The sequence below is a fragment of the Nitrospira sp. genome (assembly GCA_037045225.1).
GTDB lineage: Bacteria > Nitrospirota > Nitrospiria > Nitrospirales > Nitrospiraceae > Nitrospira_A.
The window spans coordinates 851,281-870,178 of sequence record JBAOHZ010000009.1 but is presented as its reverse complement, the minus strand read 5'-3'; the positions used below and the strand labels follow the sequence as shown (position 1 = coordinate 870,178).

The 18,898-nt window shown below is 57.3% G+C and carries 11 protein-coding genes; 4 read left to right on the top strand and 7 right to left on the bottom strand.

The features are described from left to right. Positions 1-2 precede the first annotated feature (2 nt). Positions 3-2,186, top strand: coding sequence for a bifunctional (p)ppGpp synthetase/guanosine-3',5'-bis(diphosphate) 3'-pyrophosphohydrolase (locus tag V9G17_04885; GenBank protein ID MEI2751917.1), 2,184 nt, complete (start codon positions 3-5; stop codon positions 2,184-2,186). Positions 2,187-2,234: 48 nt separating this feature from the next. Next, on the top strand, positions 2,235-3,749 hold the full coding sequence (locus V9G17_04880; GenBank protein MEI2751916.1) for a cyclic nucleotide-binding domain-containing protein: 1,515 nt from the start codon (positions 2,235-2,237) through the stop codon (positions 3,747-3,749). A gap of 16 nt (positions 3,750-3,765) precedes the next feature. On the opposite strand, the gene V9G17_04875 is transcribed toward V9G17_04880, so the two are convergent. Next, entirely contained in the window at positions 3,766-4,278 is a 513-nt protein-coding gene (locus V9G17_04875; GenBank protein ID MEI2751915.1) for a DUF192 domain-containing protein, read from the bottom strand. Between the two features lie 141 nt (positions 4,279-4,419). Between V9G17_04875 and V9G17_04870 the strand changes: the two genes are divergently transcribed. Further along, positions 4,420-4,605: a hypothetical protein gene (locus tag V9G17_04870; GenBank protein ID MEI2751914.1), complete on the top strand. Its 186-nt coding sequence runs from the start codon at positions 4,420-4,422 to the stop codon at positions 4,603-4,605. Positions 4,606-4,747: 142 nt separating this feature from the next. Beyond that, positions 4,748-5,380: an NAD(P)H-dependent oxidoreductase gene (locus V9G17_04865; protein ID MEI2751913.1), complete on the top strand. Its 633-nt coding sequence runs from the start codon at positions 4,748-4,750 to the stop codon at positions 5,378-5,380. A 693-nt stretch (positions 5,381-6,073) separates the two neighbouring features. On the opposite strand, the gene V9G17_04860 is transcribed toward V9G17_04865, so the two are convergent. From V9G17_04860 to V9G17_04835, 6 genes are all read right to left on the bottom strand, one after another. Further along, positions 6,074-7,363 carry a 4Fe-4S dicluster domain-containing protein gene (locus V9G17_04860; GenBank protein MEI2751912.1) on the bottom strand — a complete coding sequence of 430 codons (1,290 nt, stop codon included), beginning with the start codon at positions 7,361-7,363 and terminating at the stop codon, positions 6,074-6,076. Between the two features lie 108 nt (positions 7,364-7,471). Further along, positions 7,472-10,915, bottom strand: coding sequence for a molybdopterin-dependent oxidoreductase (locus tag V9G17_04855; protein MEI2751911.1), 3,444 nt, complete (start codon positions 10,913-10,915; stop codon positions 7,472-7,474). Positions 10,916-11,401: 486 nt separating this feature from the next. Continuing rightward, a complete protein-coding gene (locus V9G17_04850) occupies positions 11,402-12,823 on the bottom strand; it encodes a sigma-54 dependent transcriptional regulator (protein MEI2751910.1) in 1,422 nt (473 codons plus the stop codon). Positions 12,824-14,025: 1,202 nt separating this feature from the next. Further along, entirely contained in the window at positions 14,026-15,216 is a 1,191-nt protein-coding gene (locus tag V9G17_04845; GenBank protein ID MEI2751909.1) for a calcium:proton antiporter, read from the bottom strand. 41 nt (positions 15,217-15,257) lie between these two features. After that, positions 15,258-15,572 (bottom strand): quaternary ammonium compound efflux SMR transporter SugE, encoded by a 315-nt coding sequence (gene sugE / locus V9G17_04840; GenBank protein ID MEI2751908.1) that lies wholly within the window; start codon positions 15,570-15,572, stop codon positions 15,258-15,260. A 192-nt stretch (positions 15,573-15,764) separates the two neighbouring features. Beyond that, complete coding sequence (locus tag V9G17_04835; GenBank protein MEI2751907.1) at positions 15,765-18,896, bottom strand: CusA/CzcA family heavy metal efflux RND transporter; 3,132 nt, start codon at positions 18,894-18,896, stop codon at positions 15,765-15,767. Positions 18,897-18,898: the final 2 nt, after the last annotated feature.

Genomic DNA, 18,898 nt, shown 5'->3' with positions numbered 1-18,898 from the left:
TCATGCCGCACGAGACAGTGACAGAACTCGATCAGTTGCTCGATCGCGTGAAGAGCTACAATATTGAGGCTGATCTCGATTTGGTTCGCCGGGCCTACGACTTCTCGGCCAAGGCGCATGAAGGCCAGATGCGTCGGTCCGGGGAGCCGTACTTTCGCCATCCTCTGGCAGTCGCCGGGTTGCTGACTCATCTGAAGACGGATGTGACGGCCATTGTCGCGGGCCTGCTCCATGACACGTTGGAAGATACGCTGGCCACCCCGTTGGAATTGGAACAGCGCTTCGGCAAAGACGTCGTGCATCTGGTCGACGGCGTGACGAAGATCGGCAAGATTACGTTTCGGAATTACGAGGAAAAGCAGGCGGAGAATTTTCGCAAGATGCTGTTGTCGATGGCGGACGATATCCGTGTCGTCCTCATCAAGCTGGCGGATCGACTCCACAATATGCGGACCCTGGAGTATCTCAGCGAGGGGAAACGGCAGCAGATTGCGCAGGAGACGCTGGAGATTTATGCGCCGCTGGCCAATCGGCTGGGGATCGGCTGGATCAAGAACGAACTGGAAGATCTCTGCCTGAAACATCTCAAGCCGGATGTGTACGAACTGCTGCGTGTGCGGGTGGCGAAGCGGGATGAGGACCGGCAGCAGTACATTGTGGAGGTCATCGATCTGGTCAAGAAGGCCATGGCCGAGGCCGGACTGCAAGGGGAAGTCTCCGGGCGGCCTAAGCATCTGTACGGCATTTACCAGAAGATGGAGAAACAGTCGATCTCGTTTGAGGAAGTGTACGACCTTGCCGCGCTGCGCATCATTACCGACATCAAGATGAACTGTTATGCCCTGCTCGGCGTCATCCATTCGCTGTGGCGACCCTTGCCGGGCCGCTTCAAGGATTACATCGCCATTCCCAAATCCAACCTGTATCAGTCGTTGCATACCACCGTCGTTGGTCCCAAGGGCGAACATGTCGAGTTTCAGATCCGTACAGAGGAAATGCATCGTGTGTCGGAGCAGGGCATCGCCGCCCACTGGAAATATAAAGAGCACGGACGGATCGACGAGAAGGACGGCAAGGTCTTCAGCTGGTTGCGACAGTTCGTGGAATGGAACCAGGACTTGCCCGACAATCGTCAATTTATGGATTCGGTCAAGCTCGATCTCTTTCACGATGTGGTCTACGTCTTTACCCCGCAGGGCATGGTGAAGGAATTGCCCAAAGGCTCTACGCCGGTTGATTTTGCCTATTCCGTCCACACCGAAATCGGCGACCATTGTGTGGGGGCCAAGGTGAACGGCAAGATTGTCCCGCTCAAACATATGATGGAGAGCGGGGACATGGTCGAGATTCTGACCGCCGCGAACCAAACGCCTCATCGGGACTGGTTGAAGTTTGTCCGGACCTCGCGGGCTAAAACCAAGATCAAACATTGGATCAAAGCCGAGGAGCAAACCCGGAGTATCGAGATCGGCAAACGGTTGCTGGAAGCCGAATTTCGCCGGCATGGTTTGGCCCCGGCACAGATGATGCGGTCCGAACAACTCCTTGTCGTGGCCAAGCAGGTGGGGTACGAGACCCCGGAGGAGTTGGCTGCCGCCGTTGGCTTCGGCCACCTGCCGACCTCGCAGGTGATGAGTAAAATCGATCTGCCCGTCGCGGCGGGCGGTCCGGCGGTTGCTCTCGAGACGCCGGCGCCGCCGAAACCACCGATCGGACGGACCGGTGACGTCGGGGTGCAAGTCAAAGGCGCGCGGGATTTGTTGATGCAACTCTCCCGCTGCTGCAACCCTGTGCCGGGAGATCGTATTTTGGGCTATATCACGAGGGGGCGTGGGCTCACGATTCATACCGTTGATTGTCCCAATCTCGAGGCGTTGGATTACGACAAGAATCGTCTGGTTGAAGTCGAGTGGGACCATTCCACTCCCAGTACGCATTCCGTCAAAGTCTCGGTGATTGCCGTGGACAAGACCGGAGTGTTGGCGCATGTCTCGACGGCCATCTCTGAATGCCACGCGAATATCAGTCGCGCTGAAATTACGACCCGCGAGGATCGGAAGGCGATGCTGGACTTCATCATCGAAGTCATGGACACGGCGCATCTGGCTCGGGTACTGAAGGCGATTGAGCGGGTTGAGGGTATCATCACCGTTCGACGTGTGCGTTCGTGGCAAGAGCGTTCCTAGCCTGAGAGGTTGTCGCTTGTTCTCCTCCTCGCCCCAGGTGCTCTCCGCATGAGTCTCGGGATTCTCGTCGGCGCCGCCACCGCGATGTTTGCCATCGTGGCCGCGATCCTGCTTGGCCTGATCTCCCTCTTTGCCAGACGCGGTCAATCCGCGCCGCGTCTTCCGTTCTACGCCGGTGGCGTGGCGTGGTTGTTTGTCACTGCATCGCTGGTGGCCCACAGTGAGTGGCTGCATCACATCCCGCATCTCGTCCAGGCAGGGCTTGATGTCGCGGCCTGGCTCGGCTCATCGTTTTTTCTTTTCACGGTGCTCGATGTCCTGATCATCGGCGAATGGTTGATCGAACGCGGACAGCGGTACATTCCCGATATCGTCCGGCAGATGTTGATCGGCGCAGAGGTGGTGGCCGCCGGAGTAATGATTCTCTGGTTGGTGATGGGGATCAACCTCGTAGCCCTGGTGGCATTGCCCACGGTCGCAGCGGCGATGGTGGGTGTGGCGTTGAAAGATACCGTGACCAGATTTTTCGCCGGTATCGAGTTGGGAAAGATTGTCAAAGTGGGAGACTGGATTACGGTGCTCGATCGGGAGGGCATCGTGACGCACATTGGCATGGAGCACGTCACGCTCCTCACGCGAGAGCGGGACTGTGTGACCCTGGCGAACGATTTGGTGATTCAAGGCGGTGTGACGAATTTTACCAGGCCAACCACGACGCATTTCTGTAACGTCTATGTCGATGCCGCCTATCGAACCCCGCCTGAGCAGGTTTGTGCGACGCTGCTCGAAACTGCTGCGGCGGTGGACGGCGTGTTGCCGGATCCGAAGGCGACCGCGCTGGTTGTCGCGTTTAACGAATCGGCGATCCAGTATCGAATCAAGTTCCCGATCGGTGATTTCGCCCAACGAGATGTCATTGAAAGCACTCTGCGCACCTACATCTGGCATGCGTTTGCGCGGAAGGGCATCGAAATTCCATTCCCGCAGCGGGTTGTGCGTCAGACGGCCGACACAGAGGCTCTGGCGAATAGCCATACGGTCGAGCGCATTGTTGCACAACTCGCGGTGGTCGACTTTTTAGGCACGCTCGACACGAAGCAACTTGGGATGTTGGCCCAGGAAGCGCGATGGGAGTCTTATTTGCCCGGAGAGCGAGTGGTTCGTCAGGGGGAGCCGGGCGAGGTGCTCTATGTCATTGTTTCCGGGAAAGCCACTGTCCGGTTGGAGGAGGGGGGGCTCAGTTCCACGGTGACCACACTCGAAGCCGGGAAGTTTTTCGGAGAAATGTCGCTATTGACCGGTGAGCCGCGTTCGGCCACGGTGTTGGCCGCGACCGAGTTGTTGGTCATTGCTGTGGGGAAGCAGGCCTTGCTGCAGGTCGTTCAGGAAGATCGGCGATTGATCGAGCGAATCGGCGAGGTGGTTGCTCGTCGACAGGCGGCAACCGCCGCGGCGAAGGCGCAGCTGTCTCGTGACGCCGCAGCTCTTTCGGCCGTCACGCACACGCGTTCTCTTATTGAGCGTATTCAGAATTTTTTCTGGGGTGCGCGGAAGGCGCAGTAATGAGGCTGAAGGATGGTCAGGGCTGCTTGAAGCTCAGTTTCATGCCGCGTTGAAGCTGCAGGGCAGCCGCGCGACCCCCGCCAAGCTCCAATACGTACAGGGCTCCTTCTTCCGAGTGGTACTGCGGGCAGCCATCGTCTTGTCTGGTGCAGATAGGAACATTTCGCTCGATGTGGATGATTGTTTTCTTCCCATCCATCCAGATGATATCGAGAGGGATTTTGGTGTTCTTCATCCAAAATGTCCAGGGCTGCGCGTCGCCGAATATAAATAGCATCCCGCGGTCATCGGCCAGATGCTCCCGAAACATCAACCCCTGGGCGCGCTTCAATGCCGTATCTGCTAATTCAGCCTGAATCAGGGTGCCGGTCGGCGTTTTGACCGTAATGAGGGTCTCGGCTGGTGGCTCGGCCGCCCAGCTGGAGCAGGTAAGACTGAACAGTGCGATGCCGAACAGGCACCACACCGAAGGCTTCAGTTTTCTCGGGGAGGCTGTATATTCAGGCCGATCTACCCTTCGGAGCGTCATGGCCGCATCCTAACGGGCTCCTTGTGGGCCGTCAAGGTGCCAACGTGAACGAGGTGGGCTGGCGCTATGCCGCTGTCTTGCAATTCCGCCGGCCCCTGTGCCATCCTCGCGTTATCATTTGATCTTGGATGGAGGGGATTCATGAAAGAAACGCGACGTGTGGTGTACATGCGAGGCGTGTTTGTCTGTCCGAAGTGTCGCCAATCCTACGTGCAGGAAAAATGGATTGAGGAGTTCAGAATCCGCTGCCACAAGTGCGACTATCGTGGAACCTTGACCCAAGTGTCGGTTGAAGAGCACATGGACGAAGAAATCGTTCGCCGGTAAGCGCTGCGGTTCTATTGGGCGAGTTTTCAAGAGTCCCAGTCCCCAGTCCTCGATTCGAAGATGCGACTAGTTCATGCCAGGCCGCTCATGGCCTGGCCCAGCCGATGTCAGGGTTGTTCTCTGCTCCAGTGAGAGGTGTGTCGTGATTCAGCTGTGGCGAGTGCTGCTTCTGTGCGCAAGCAGTCTTCTGGCCGTGCCGATGATTGCCCGAGCGGCTGATAACTCTCCGACGATCAATGTGCTGGTGGCGTATCACTCTCTTTTCGGGCACACCGAGCGAATGGCCGAGGCGGTTGCAGAGGGTGCTCGATCGGTTCCCCAGACGCAGGTTGTTCTGAAGCGTGTGGGGAAAGTGACGGCTGAGGAATTATTCGCTGCCGATGCGATTGTGCTCGGGTCTCCGGTCTATTGGTCCAACATGGCCGGCGAGGTGAAGGCGTTTATTGACGATTGGCAATTCAAGTTCGGGGTCTTCCCGGAATTCAAATTGAGAAACAAGGTGGGGGCGGCGTTCGCAACCGGCGGTCAGATTTCCAGCGGGAAAGAGCTGACGATGCTCTCAATCCTTGCGGCGATGCTGGGGAATCAGATGATTATTGTGAGCGGTGGTGGTGCGTTTGGTGCCTCCGCAACAACAGAAGGCGAGAGCCCTGGAATTGATGTACAAGAGATGACCGGAGCCCGTGAGTTGGGTCGGAGGGTGGCCGACGTTGCCGGTGCGGTCAAGCGAGGATTTGAGTCACAGGGAAATAGAGCCGGCTCGAGTGGGCCGTGATTACTTTGAGATTGGGATTCTAGGACGGCACAGGGTTTTGGCAGGTATTCTCCAGCTGGCTCTTTGCCAGCGACACAAGTTCATGAATATTCTTCGCGCATCGGCCGCAACATCCGCTATCGCGCAATCCGAATTCCGCAACGATTTGTCTGGTGGTCAGGCAGCCCTGACGACCGGCCGTCCGCACATCTGATTCTGTTAATCCCTTACATAAGCAGACATACATGGGTGGCATCTCCCACTGATGATCGGTTGTCCTTGCGGGCGTCTTACTCAGTCAATGTTGCGATACTGATAACCGTTCTCAACTATGATGAGTATAGCGGTCAAAGGGAGAGCTGTCAATATCTGCACAGATACCCTCTATGATGGGGATGAGCTGGGCCTTTCATTCGGCCGAGCCACAGGCTGGCAGGGCAACATACCCAAGGCTTCGCTGTGCTGATGAAGCACGGTACGGACAGAGTATGTTATTTGTGGGAGGAAATTATCGGGTGATGCCCGCAGGGCCTTTCGGCGCTCTTCATGCAGCTGGGTACGTGAAGTGCCTGAATATGTGCATACGCTGGCTCTAGCAACCGTTGCCTATCACCTGAAAGTACAAGGGCAGGAAGTTCTTGCGAACCTCCTGCCCTTGTTGTGCTGCGGTCCTTCACAGGCGAGAGAAGTTGCCCTCTCTCGCCTGTGTGAGTCTTACAGCCAGTTCACGCGCTCGGCCGGCCGAATGTAGATCGGCTCTTCGACCTGAATACGCGCCACTTCCTTGCCCGACTTGTTGAAGCCCAACACGGTATCGTTGTACATGTCGAACCGCTTCCCGTGAATCTGGGTTTCAAACACTTTCGGACCCGGAATGACATCGTACCGGAAGACGATCTGCTGACTGGCTCTCCAGAGCTGGAGCACCGCCAACAGTTCGCGGCTTGGCACGAGGTATTTCTCGATGGCGTTATCCACGCCCGGGCCGAACATCTGCCGTGCGTAGCCACGTGGGCTATGCCGCGGCGGGATGTAGTAGCCGTTGGGCTCGGTGCCCCACTGCGGATACAGCGGGAGCGCCACCTGCTCCACACGAATCGTGTAGTACAGGGGATGCCAGCGGTCTTCCGCCCACAGGCCGTCTTCCCCGATGCGCATCAATGACTGCATGCGGATTTTACCCACGCAGGCCGCCATACAACGCGTTTCCATCGGTTCGCCGCCTGTCAGCGGGTCTTTGCCTTCGATGCGCGGATAACACGCGATACACTTTTCCGAGACGCGCGTGGTGCCCCGATACATCGGCTTCTTGAACGGGCACTGTTCCACGCACTTCTTGTACCCGCGACACCGGTTCTGGTCGATCAAGACAATGCCGTCTTCCGGCCGCTTGTAGATCGCCTTCCGCGGGCAGGCTGCCAAGCAGCCCGGATAGGTGCAGTGGTTACAAATCCGCTGCAGATAGAAGAAGTAGGTCTCGTGTTCCGGCAAGCTGCTGCCGGAGAGACGCCACGGTTCATCGCGCGTAAAGCCGGACTTGTCGATGTTCTCGACCAAGGCCCGCATGGACGTCGCGGTGTCTTCATAGATGTTCACGAACCGCCATTCCTGGTCCGTCGGGATGTACCCGATCGCCGCCTGTCCGACTTTGGCGCCGGCGTCGAAAATGGTCATCCCCTCGAACACGCCGTACGGCGCATGGTGCTTGCGTCCCACGCGGACGTTCCACACCTGCCCGCCCGGGTTCACCTGCTCGATGAGCTGGGTGATCTTCACGTCGTAGAACTGCGGATACCCGCCGTACGGCTTGGTTTCCACGTTGTTCCACCACATGTATTCCTGCCCCTTCGAGAAGAGCCAGGTCGACTTGTCGGCCATCGAACAGGTCTGACAAGCCAAACAGCGATTGATGTTGAACACAAAGGCAAACTGCCACTTCGGATGCCGTTCCTCGTAGGGATACAGCATCTTCCGTCCCAGTTGCCAGTTATAGACTTCTGGCATTGTGAATCCTCCTTCTGAACATGATCATGTAGTTAATGGTTCGCATTCGTTTCAAGTATCGAGGACGAAGTGCCGAGAGGCGTACCCCTCAGACTGTGTACCTCTGTCCTAGACCTTGATCTTGATATGTTCACCCTTCAGCCACTTGATCATGAACTCGTTTTCCTGACCCGGCGTGAAGCCGGTCCGGACTGGTTCCCACGGACCACGGGCTCCGATGCCGCCATCTTCCGCCTTGGTGATGCGGATCAAGCATTCCTTCGGAACCGTGTTGATGCCATGGTGATCGATGGCATAGCCCCACTTGAACTTCCAGGCAATCGTGTGTTTGCCGGGGAGTGAGTCGGTCTGGTGCATCGGCATCAACCAGCTTCTGGTAAACGACTGTTGTGCGCCGTACCGGAAGTTGGACTGATAGCCGGTGTCCACCGCAATGGCGCGTCCGTCTGGCCGCGTCTCGTGCCCTTTCACCGACTTCGCCGTGGCCACATACGGGGCATGTTTTGCCATCGTGACGTGGTACGGATACGCCGGGTTGTACTTGGCACGAATCATCAAACGGGACACCTTGTAGAACGGATCCGAGGGCTTCCAGCCACGATAGGGCCGGTCCACCGGGTTACCGTCGACAAAGACGTAGTCGCCGTCGTTGATGCCGCGGTCTTTCGCCGCTTGCGGGTTGATGTGCAACTGGTGTTCGCCGACACCCGGTGTCCGTTTGTCCATGCGGTACGGATCGCCGAAGTTCGACTCATAAATCTGCACCCAGTCGTTCACTGACCATTGGCTATGCACCCGGTGCCGGGTTTTGGGCGTGACGCAGTAGAACTGGTAGCCCTTTTCCCACAACGGGTTCGGATGCCGCTTGATTTCCGCCCACGGCAGCTTGATGTTTCGCACGTGCTTATCATCATGGTGCTGCGCGGTGATCGGAATACCGTAGTCATCCGGCCGAATGAACGGATTGTTCGAGAAAATCGCGTTCGGCAGATACGGGGTACACTCCGGGCCTTCCCGGTGTGAAATGAAGTTTTCCCCGTATTCGATGGCTTCCGGCTCAATCCGGTAGGTCTCGATACGACCCGACCGCGTCCACTGGGGCTTGGACTCGTTGGTCTCTTCCCAGAGCGGGTGGCGCGGATAGGTACGACCCATGACCATCCAACCCTTTTCCGACTTCAACATGACGTCAGCGCTGTATCCGTAGCAGGTGGCGCTGGCATCCAGCATCCGCTGCGGATAAACATCGACGCGGTTCATGTACACGAAGTGGAATACGCCACGGAAGCGCGCATCTCCGGTCATTTCAGCCAACTTGGCTGCGACGCCGGCGAAGGTGTCCGCATCGTTACGGGTATCGTAGAGCGGGCGGATACCACCCTTCCAGATCTGAATCCACGGATTGGATACCGTGCCAGTCATTTCCGGATAGGTGAATTCCATCCACGAGTTACAGGCAAACGCCACGTCGGCATGGTTGACGTCCGAGGTCATCTCGATGTCTTGCGTGACGATCATCTCGATGTTCGGATCGACGTTTTTCACCATGTCATAGTGGTGCTTCGCGTTGTTCAGAATGTTCACGTTGGTCACCCAGCGGACTTTGCTGGGGCTCGGCATGTGGGTCTTGCCGGTGAACACCTTGCGGCCGTACTTCGGCGTGTTGATGATCAAGGCCGTATCACCATGGTTCCAGTACCCGACTTCTTCACCATAGTAATAGGAACGGGTCTTGATCTCTTTGCCGTGGGCATTCGGATCCAAGGTCAGGTTGAAGGGATCTTCACCGGTATGCACCGCGAGTCCCGCGCCGGACCAAGGAACGGCGTTCCAGATACCGGCCTTGTAGTTACCAGACCAGGTATGGCAGCCCGTCCCGAACTTTCCGATGTTGCCGGTGATGGTCATCACCAACGCAGCCGCCCGGCCCATTTCCGTCATGTGGAAATAGTGACAGACGCCTTCGCCGTTGTGCATCGCGGCCGGCTTGATCGTGCCCGAATCACGCGCCCAACGGACGATGAGGTCCTTCGGCGCACGGGTGATTTGGTGCGTGGTGTCCAGATCGTAGTCCTGCAAGTGGACTTGATACATCTGGTAGATCGACATCACATCGATCTCGCGACCGTTGAGCAGCTTCACCCGGAAGGTTCCGGTCAACGCTGGATCAATGCCGCTCTCCTTGAAGTGGAAGCCGACCTGTTCCCGGTGCAGGGGAACAGCTTTCCCCTTCGCCAGATCCCAGACCATCATGCCGCCGAGCCGTTCAATCTGCTCGGGCTTCAAGGATTGGATGCGTCCCGAATAGCTCTTTGAGAAATCCGGGAATTTGTAATCCGCAATCACATCGCGCGGATCGAGATACTGAAGCGTATCCGTCCGTACGAGCAATGGCAGGTCGGAAAATTCCTTGATGTAATCGATGTCCTGCATGTTTTCGTCGAAAATGATTTTGCAGGCACCGAGGAAGTTCGCGCCATCGGTCTCAGGCCGCAGAGGAATCCAGTAGTCTGCGCGGTAGGCCGTTGGGTTGTACTCCGGCGTAATGACGACGATTCGCGCGCCGCGCTCGATGGACTCGAGCTTCCAGTGCGCTTCCGGCATCTTGTTCTCGACGAAGTTCTTGCCCCAGCTGGTGTTCAGCTTGGAGAAGCGCATGTCGGAGAGGTCGACGTCGCAGTTCTGGGTCCCGTTCCAGAACGGATGGGATGGATCTTGGTCGCCGTGCCAGGTGTAGTTGGAATAGTACTTTCCGCCCTGCGCCTTTTCGGCATCGACTTTGCGGATCCAGGAGTCCAACAACGGCAAGCATCCGCCGTTGAAGCGGGTGTTCATCATCTTACCGACGATGCCGAGCACCGGCATACCGGCACGATGCTTGAACGTCCGTACGCCCGCACCCTTCATCATTTCAATCATTTCCGGAGCGTAGCCCTGCTCGCGGAGACGACGGGCACCGGCTTCACCACTATAGCGCGTCGCGATGAGCACGGCGCCTTTGGCGACATAGGTGAAGGCCGTGTCCCAGGAGACCCGGTTGAGGTCGTCGAGGAAGCGGCTGTCAAACTTGTACTTGCGTTTCACATCGGGCGTCAGCTCGGGGGAGCCGTCGTCCATCCACTGCTTCCAGCCCTTCCGCATCAACGGACCCTTCAACCGATAGGGACCGTACACGCGACGATGGAAGGTGAAGCCCTTCAAGCACATGCGCGGATTGTGTGCGAACGTGCCGCGGTTGCCGTAGAGGTCTTCATAGGTTTGGTGATCGTAGTTCTGCTCCACGCGCATGACGACACCGTTCCGGACGAAGGCCCGGACGCGACAGCCATGGGTGTCGTTCGGTGAGCAGCACCAGGTAAAGGATGAGTCGTACCGGTACTGGTCGTGATACACACGCTCCCAGGACCGATCCGGGTACTCACCCAGCGGGTTCCCAACCTCGATGACCGGCTGCAGCGCGGTCAACGCGAGGACTTTGTCCGCCACGGCCACGGCCGCGACGGTTCCCGCCGAGATTTTGAGAAACTGTCTCCGTGAAACGGAAACCTGCATAATAGCTACCTCCTTGTGAGGCACATGAGTCCCTCATGCACCTGTTCGTACAACCTCACTACACTCACGTGGATGCAATCTGGTCTGGTGTACCCCCTTTCCATGTGTCGAATTGGAAACATTCGCCCCTCACAATTCGAAATTGGTGAGCGGGTATTCGCTCGCGGTATAGGTGTATTACAAGTCACGTGCCGTCGTGGGCAGAAAATGTGGTTACATTTCGTTTTGGTAACAGGGAAATAAGCGCAATAAAAACAATTATTTAATGCGTTTGGTTGTAAGCGAAAATTTGGGATGATCGTCGGTGGGAACAGGGGGGGCAGTAACTGCTGACTACGATAGAGGGGGAAGTTGTTAACTTATTGAAATATATGGGTATATATGTGTCTGTAAAGGCGGACGAGTTGATATGTGTATTATTTATGTAAATTAAACAATGAGTTATGCCATGTTTTTGCTTGAGAGTGTCATGCTTTACTGACACCGCTATTTTTCGTCTTTTGTATAGCGGCGCATGATCTCATGGAAGTAGGAGCGCGGCAGTCCGGCGTCCTGGGCGGCGTGGGTGACGTTGCCCTGGTGGATGGTCAGCTTGGTTGAAATATACCGTCGATTGAAGGCCTCCAGTACCTGCTCCTTGGCTTTTGCATACGGCAGATGGAGATAGTCCTCATCGGAGGCTTCCCGCTGCCGCTCGTCGGGCACGGCGAGCATGCCGGCCACATCCGCGATCCCGATGCGGTCTCCTTTGGCAAGCATCACGGCTCGCTCCATCACATTCCGTAACTCCCGCACATTCCCCGGCCAGGGATAGGCGACCAGCTCCGTGACGGCGGAGGGCTGGAGATCTTCCACGCGTTTCGTAAATTCCTTGGCATAGCGGGCAACGAAATGTCGCGCGAGGACAGGGATATCTTCTGTCCGCTCACGGAGGGGCGGTACACGGATCACCATGACATTGAGGCGAAAAAACAGGTCTTTTCTGAACTCGTTCCGCTTCACCTTCTCTGCCAGATCCTGATTGGTCGCGGCGATAAAGCGCACGTTGACCTTGCGCTGTTGCGTACTGCCGACCGCACGTACTTCGCCGGCTTCCAGCACGCGTAAGAGTTTTGCCTGCAAATTGGCGGGCAGGTCGCCGATTTCGTCGAGAAAAACGGTGCCGTGGCTCCCTGACTCGATCAAGCCGGTTCTGTCGGCCACTGCGCCGGTAAATGCGCCGCGGACATGGCCGAACAATTCACTCTCCACGGTGCCTTCCGAGAAGGTGGTGCAGTCGACGACCTGAAACGGGCCGTCGCTATCGAGACTGCGTTCGTGAATCGCCTTGGCGATCAATTCTTTGCCCGTGCCGGTTTCCCCGATGATCAGTGTGGTGGACGGGACCCGGGCGATGGCTTCGATCATGGCCATCACGCTTCTGATCGGGGCGCTCACGCCCACCAGGTTTTTGAAGGGGATCCGCGGCGCGGTGGGCTCATCGGGTGAAGCTTGCAGCAGGATCTCCGACATGCGCATGGCGCGGTGAATGCGCGCCGAGAGATCCATCGTGTCGTAGGGCTTCACGATGTAGTCGAACGCCCCGTGGCGCATCGCGTCAATGACCGTCTCTATGGCATGGACTCCACTGACAATGATGACCGGGATGCGTCGATTCAGGTCTTGCACCCGCCGCAGGAGTTCAATCCCGCTCATGCCCGGCAAGCGCACGTCGGCAATGATCAGATCGATCGGTTGTTGTTGCAGCCGCTCCAGCGCACCTTCGGCCGTCGCATTGATGACCAGTGTGACCTGCTCGTCCTCATGGCGTGGCAGCTCCTGTTCAACGGTTCGCAAGAACATGTCCACATCTCCCGCGTCGTCCTCGACCAGCAGGATCGTGAAGGTTTTATGCTTGGTTCCAGACATACGTATCTTTACGGGAACTACTCGCCGTCCTTCCGAATAACGCTCGACTCCAATCGCGATTCCTGCGCGAGAGCAGACAAGCGGAGCGTGGTGGAAGCGTGTGAGGGCTGCAGTTTTCTGCAGCATAGCTGGTTATCTTAGGAGGCGAGGGCGAACGAAATCAACTGCTTGCACGGTAGTGTCCGCATTCGGATGGTAGCGTGCTCATGAAACCGTCGGCCTCTTCGTCCGATCGTGTTCACAAGGATGGCGCGCATGTCGGTCCATGTTCTGCGCCTCGCTGCGGCCAGAATTGAGGGGGGCATCTTGTGTCGAACAGGGGGAGTTGGTCATCCGGGAGGTGTTAGTTCCCTCCATGTATATTTTCGTGCGAGGCCTCGTTCATCCGTTCGTATTCGTTTTCTCGTTGCTGCGGAATCGCGCTCATGGCGAGGGGGAGCTGGTTGCTTCGAGACCAGGCGAAGATCGATGTGAGAGAAGATGCGTCGACGAGGTTTGTGCCCTGGTTGGGGGAGAGTGTCGGTGTTGCCTGTTCTTGTCTGCTCGGTCCGATGAACGGTTCCGGCTCAAGCCCTCCTGGCCTATTGATTGTCGGGGGAAGCGGCCGGAGGCGGAGGGTTTGTGGTTGACTGGTGCTGTAGCTTGCCGGGAGCCTCCCATTCTGCCTGCGGGGGACTGCGAGCAGCGTGCGGGTGTGTCTGTTCATTGCGGCGCGGACGGAGGACAGTGTGGAGGGGCCCCGTGTCTGCGAGTGGGCCGGCTGGCTCGTGAGCGGGGATCCGGGAGCGCTGGTGTTCGACTCTGTCCCTCTTACGCACTTGGGATCCCAGGTTGCTGAGAGAACTAGTAGTGTTGTGAGCCATAACGTAGGGAACGTGTGCATAGGCCACCCCTGTTAGGCGATTGTTTGACTGCGGATCAGAATGCCGTCGGGGTCTGTGCGATTCTGTGGCAGTGCACTGAATGGTAACGCATATTCCGTTCCTTCCTCGCTGGGATACGGCGCAGGAGGCAGCTAGGACGGAATGTGTGTGTTGGCCGAGCTGATTGAGGGCAGCGGCCCGATCGTTTCCGGTCTCGATGAGCGCCACTTCATTGTCAGAAGTATGGTGTTGCACTGTGCACGGTGTGCGAATTCGAACGATCAGGCGAGACAAGCCGAGATGCGAAACCCCTGCTGTGCGTACACGGTTCTTATCCGATCACTTCTCGAAAATCAGCATGAGGTAAGCCAGGAACAGGAGTAGGTGGACGGCTCCGAGCAGGACATTGGTGCGCCTGACGGCAAAGGTCAGCATGCTAACCACAAAGGTTAGAACCAGAAGAATGGTGTCGACCGTGTCGATGCCGAGAATGATCGTCGATTCAGTGAAGAATCCAATGGCGAGGACGGCCGGAATGGTGAGGCTGATACTCGCAAGCACCGATCCCAGGAGAATATTGACGGAGCGCTGTAATTGATTGGCCAGCGCGGCACGGACCGCGCCAAGAGACTCGGGAGCCAACACCAGTCCCGCCACCAGTACGCCACCTAAGGTGTGGGGGGCATTCCATAAGCGAAGCGTGTAGTCGATCGGTGTGGCGACATGTTCCGAGAGGATCACCAGTGGAAGCAGGTAGGCCATTAAGAGGAGGGTATGGTGCCAGACAGGCGTCTTCGGGGCCGGTTCAGGCTGATCATGGAGCCGGGCTGTTTTGCGTTTGCCATGACTGCGGGGCGCCACGAAGTAGTCGCGGTGGCGGAGATTCTGAATCGCGAGAAAGACGCCGTACAAACCTAAGGACATGACGATGAGAAAGATGGACTGATGGGGGGAAAACGTCGGGCCCGGCGAGGAGATCGTGAAATTCGGCAGCACAAGTCCCAGCACAGCCAGCGGGACAATGACCGCGAGGAAGGCGTTCGCCCCCTGTAGATTGTAGGTCTGTTCGTGGTACCGCAAGCCGCCGAGCAGCAGCGAAAGCCCGACCATACCATTCAGCACGATCATGACCACGGCAAACATGGCATCCCGCGCCAGGGAGGCATTGCCGTTGCCCGTGTACATAAAGGCGGCGATCATCATCACTTCGATTCCGGTAACCGACAAGGTGAGAATCACGGTTCCCATCGGTTCGCCGAGGCGCTTCGCAAGGTGCTCCGCATGGCGGAGTACGGCAAAGGCGGAGAGAATAATCACGAGCAGGAGCCAGCCAAGGATGGCGCTCAGTCGCACGGGATTAGAGAGGTCACTGAGCCACTCATGGCCATAGTGGAAAAATAGGGCGGCCGTTCCGATAGGCAGGAGCAGTGGCCATTCTCCAAGCGTCCAGCCGGTCGGCTTCGGGGGCTTGCAATTGGGGAAATGCAATACTGAAGACTCTGGTTGTGCGGGGGTGGTGAGTGGCAACATGGTCTAGGTGAATTCGTGAACGAACATCACTGCTGAATGGCTTAGGAGCTGCTTTTGAGCCCGATGATGCCGAGGATGATGCAGAGCAATGAAAGCACTTTGATGGTCGACGCAGTTTCGGCGAAGAAGGCCATCCCGAGGACGGCGGTGCCTGCTGCTCCGATGCCTGTCCATACTGCATATCCCGTTCCTACCGGAATTGTTTTCAACGCTTGAGCCAGGCAACCGAAACTCGCTGCCATGGCAATCAAGGTTCCAACCGTGGGCCACAGTCGGGTAAACCCGTCGGTGTACTTCAACCCGATGGCCCAACAGATTTCAAAGAGCCCGGCGACACAGAGAAACGTCCACGCCATAGTGTTGCTTGCATCAACTTTCGTGGCGTGTGACACGGAGAGGGCAACGCCAACGTTAAAATGGAAACTCCCCCAGGATAGAGATCGTACACGATTATCTCATCCGGGTAACCTCGGCATATCACTAGGGACATTACGCGGATGTGTGAGAATGGCGTGGGAAATGCCCATCCTCATCCGAGAGAAACGTCGTCAATGGGCTGGTTCCGCTTCGGGCCCGGCTGGTTGGTCTGGAGGATCGAGCCATCGATACAGCACCGGCAGGACGATCAAGGTGAGGAGGGTCGAACTGACGAGCCCTCCGATCACCACGACGGCCAGCGGGCGCTGCACTTCTGAACCGATGCCATGGGCGAATGCCAGTGGCATGAGGCCGAGCAGCGCCACCAACGCGGTCATCAGGACCGGTCTGAGCCGAAGTGTGCACCCTTTGATCACCGCGTCATCGCCTTGAAGGCCGTCTTCCCGCAACTTGTTGAAATAGGAGACCAGCACGATTCCGTTGAGGACCGCCACGCCGAACAGATTGATGAATCCGACGGAGGCCGGCACACTCAAATATTCACCTGTCAGCCAGAGGGCGACGATTCCGCCGATCATCGCGAAGGGCAGGTTCATAATGATCAGCGCCGCATGCCGGACTGAATTGAATGAGGCAAACAGGAGGATGAAAATCAAACCGATCGTGATCGGCAAGATGATTTTCAATCGAGCCATAGCTCGCTGCATGTTTTCAAACGAGCCGCCCCATACAAAATGATACCCGGCTGGAAGGTGAACCTCTTTCGCGATTTTGGCTTGAGCTTCGGCGACGACGCTTTCGATGTCCCGGCCCAGCGTGTTGAACCCGACATAGATCCGGCGCTGTAGCCCCTCGCGACTGATCAAGGACGGTCCTTCTTGCAGTTCGACCGTGGCGAGATCTCCGAGTGGAATCAGAGCCCCGGAGGATGTCGTCAGCAGGATATTTTTAATCGTGTCGACGCTGTTTCGATATTGCTCAGGATACCGCAACGTCAAATCGAATCGTTTGTTTCCCTCGTAGACGCGGGTGGCCGGTTCCTGTCCGATCGCCGTGGTAATAATTTCCTGGATATGGGCGACATTGATGCCATGGCGGGCGATTTTGTTGCGATCGATGTCGATGGTGAGGTAGGTCTGGCCGAAGAGTTGCTCGACCCGCACATCGCCCACGCCCCGGACCGACCCCATGATGGTCTGAATCTTTTCAGCCGTACTTCTCAGTACGGACAGATCATCCCCCAGTATCTTGATGGTGGCTTCCGATCGGACTCCGGACAGCAGCTCATCCACCCGTTGTTGGATCGGCTGGCTGAGCAGATAATTGGCCCCCGGCACCTTTTCAATGCGCTTGCGGATCGCATCGTCGAGTCCGGCTTTGGTTTTGGCCGTGGTCCATTCGTCCATCGGACGCAGACTCACGGTTGGGTCACTGGCATTAGGTTCCTGCGGGTCGTTTCCCATCTCCGAGCGGCCGATCTTGGATACCACCATGCGCACTTCGGGGAACTCCATCACGGCGCGCTGCATCTCCTTTTCGATCTCGATGGATCGATCGAGTGAGATGCTGGGATAGCGAATGGTCTGGGGCGAAATCGATCCCTCGTTCAAGATGGGAATAAACTCTCCTCCGAGAAAGGGAAACAGGGCCAGGCTAGCGCCCAGCAGTCCGAGTGCAACGGCCAGCACGGTGACGCGATGTCCCATCGCCCATCGCAATGTTGGAAGATAGACCTGCTTGGCCCAGCGGAGCAGGAAGGTGTCCTCTTCCGTTCCCCGTTTCAGCGTCATCGCGCAGAGAACAGGTGAGAGGGTCAGCGACAAGACCAGGGAGACCAGCAGCGCAATGATGATCGTATTGGCGAGCGGCTGAAACATTTTTCCTTCCATGCCCTGCAGGGTCAGAATCGGAAGGAAGACGAGGATAATGATCAGGATGCCGAAGATCACCGGTTGTCCGACTTCAGTGACGGCATGCAAGATGACCTCGGTCTTGTTGAAGCGGTCGTCTCGCTGTTCGGCGAGGTGTCGATACACATTCTCCACTACCACGACCGAGCCATCGACCATCATGCCGATGGCGATGACCAATCCGCCGAGCGACATGAGATTGGCTGTGAGGCCGACTTGGTCCATGATGATGAAGGTGACCAGCGGCGTCACGATCAGCGTGGCGGTCACGATGAGGGCGCTGCGCACGTTGCCGAGGAACAGAAAGAGAATCACGACCACCAGCACAATGCCCTCAAGCAGCGCTTTGTAGACGGTATCAAGCGCTGCCGTGATTAGTTCGATCCGGTCGTAGAACGGAACGATGCGCAACCCGTTCGGCAGCAGGTGTTTCTGGTGAATCTCCGAGATCTTGTCCTTGATGGATTGCACCACGTCCCGGGCATTGCCGCCGCGCAGCATCAGGACGATGCCGGTGATCACTTCGTGTTTCCCATTCAGGACGGCAGCGCCGTGCCGGACGGCGTGTCCGATTCGAATCTCCGCCACATCTCGCACGTAGACGGGGGTGCCACCCACCTGCTTGACGACGATGTGTTCGATGTCCTCGAGCGTCTTGATCAGCCCGACACCGCGAATCACATATTTTTCATCGTCCTTTTCCAGAATGTTCCCGCCGGCATTGGCATTGTTATTGGCGACGGCATCGAACACCTCATGGAGTGCAAGGCCGTATTTTCGAAGCAGCCCTGGTTCGACCATCACCTGGTACTGTTTGACGAACCCGCCCAGCGAATTCACATCCACGACATCGGGTAGCCCTTTGAGTAGCGGTCTGATCACCCAGTCCTCGATCGTCCGCCGCTCCATGAGGTCCGAATCGCTCATCACAAAGTCTTTGTCGTTGTCGTGCGGTCCCTCAAGGTAGAATTGATACACTTCCCCCAAGCCGGTGGTGTTCGGCACCAATTGCGATGAGGAGCCAGGGGGTAGCAGCTCTTGGACCTCGAGGATTCGTTCAAGCACGACCTGCCGGGCCAAATAAATATCGATGTCGTCTTTGAAGACGACGGTGATCATCGACAGGCCGACCTTCGAAAACGAGCGAATGTCCGTCAGCCCCGGCGCACCCATGAGCTGGAGTTCCATGGGGAAGGTGACGAACCGTTCGACTTCTGCCGGCGACATGCCGGGCACTTTCGTGACGACTTGGACCAGCACGGTGGTGACGTCCGGGAAGGCATCGATGGCGATGGTGCGGAAGGCATAGATCCCTCCGGCGGTCAGGATACACGCCATCACAACGACCAGAACACGTTGACGGAGAGCGAAGGCCAGAAGGGAAGACAGCATCG

Bases quoted from the DNA above. Each gene is read 5' to 3' on its own strand.
- V9G17_04875 (MEI2751915.1), bottom strand. From the start codon at position 4,278: ATGACGCTCCGAAGGGTAGATCGGCCTGAATATACAGCCTCCCCGAGA.
- V9G17_04855 (MEI2751911.1), bottom strand. From the start codon at position 10,915: ATGCAGGTTTCCGTTTCACGGAGACAGTTTCTCAAAATCTCGGCGGGA.
- V9G17_04850 (MEI2751910.1), bottom strand. From the start codon at position 12,823: ATGTCTGGAACCAAGCATAAAACCTTCACGATCCTGCTGGTCGAGGAC.
- V9G17_04860 (MEI2751912.1), bottom strand. From the start codon at position 7,363: ATGCCAGAAGTCTATAACTGGCAACTGGGACGGAAGATGCTGTATCCC.
- V9G17_04885 (MEI2751917.1), top strand. From the start codon at position 3: ATGCCGCACGAGACAGTGACAGAACTCGATCAGTTGCTCGATCGCGTG.
- V9G17_04880 (MEI2751916.1), top strand. From the start codon at position 2,235: ATGAGTCTCGGGATTCTCGTCGGCGCCGCCACCGCGATGTTTGCCATC.
- V9G17_04870 (MEI2751914.1), top strand. From the start codon at position 4,420: ATGAAAGAAACGCGACGTGTGGTGTACATGCGAGGCGTGTTTGTCTGT.
- sugE (MEI2751908.1), bottom strand. From the start codon at position 15,572: ATGGCGTGGACGTTTCTCTGTGTCGCCGGGCTCTTTGAAATCTGTTGG.
- V9G17_04835 (MEI2751907.1), bottom strand. From the start codon at position 18,896: ATGCTGTCTTCCCTTCTGGCCTTCGCTCTCCGTCAACGTGTTCTGGTC.
- V9G17_04845 (MEI2751909.1), bottom strand. From the start codon at position 15,216: ATGTTGCCACTCACCACCCCCGCACAACCAGAGTCTTCAGTATTGCAT.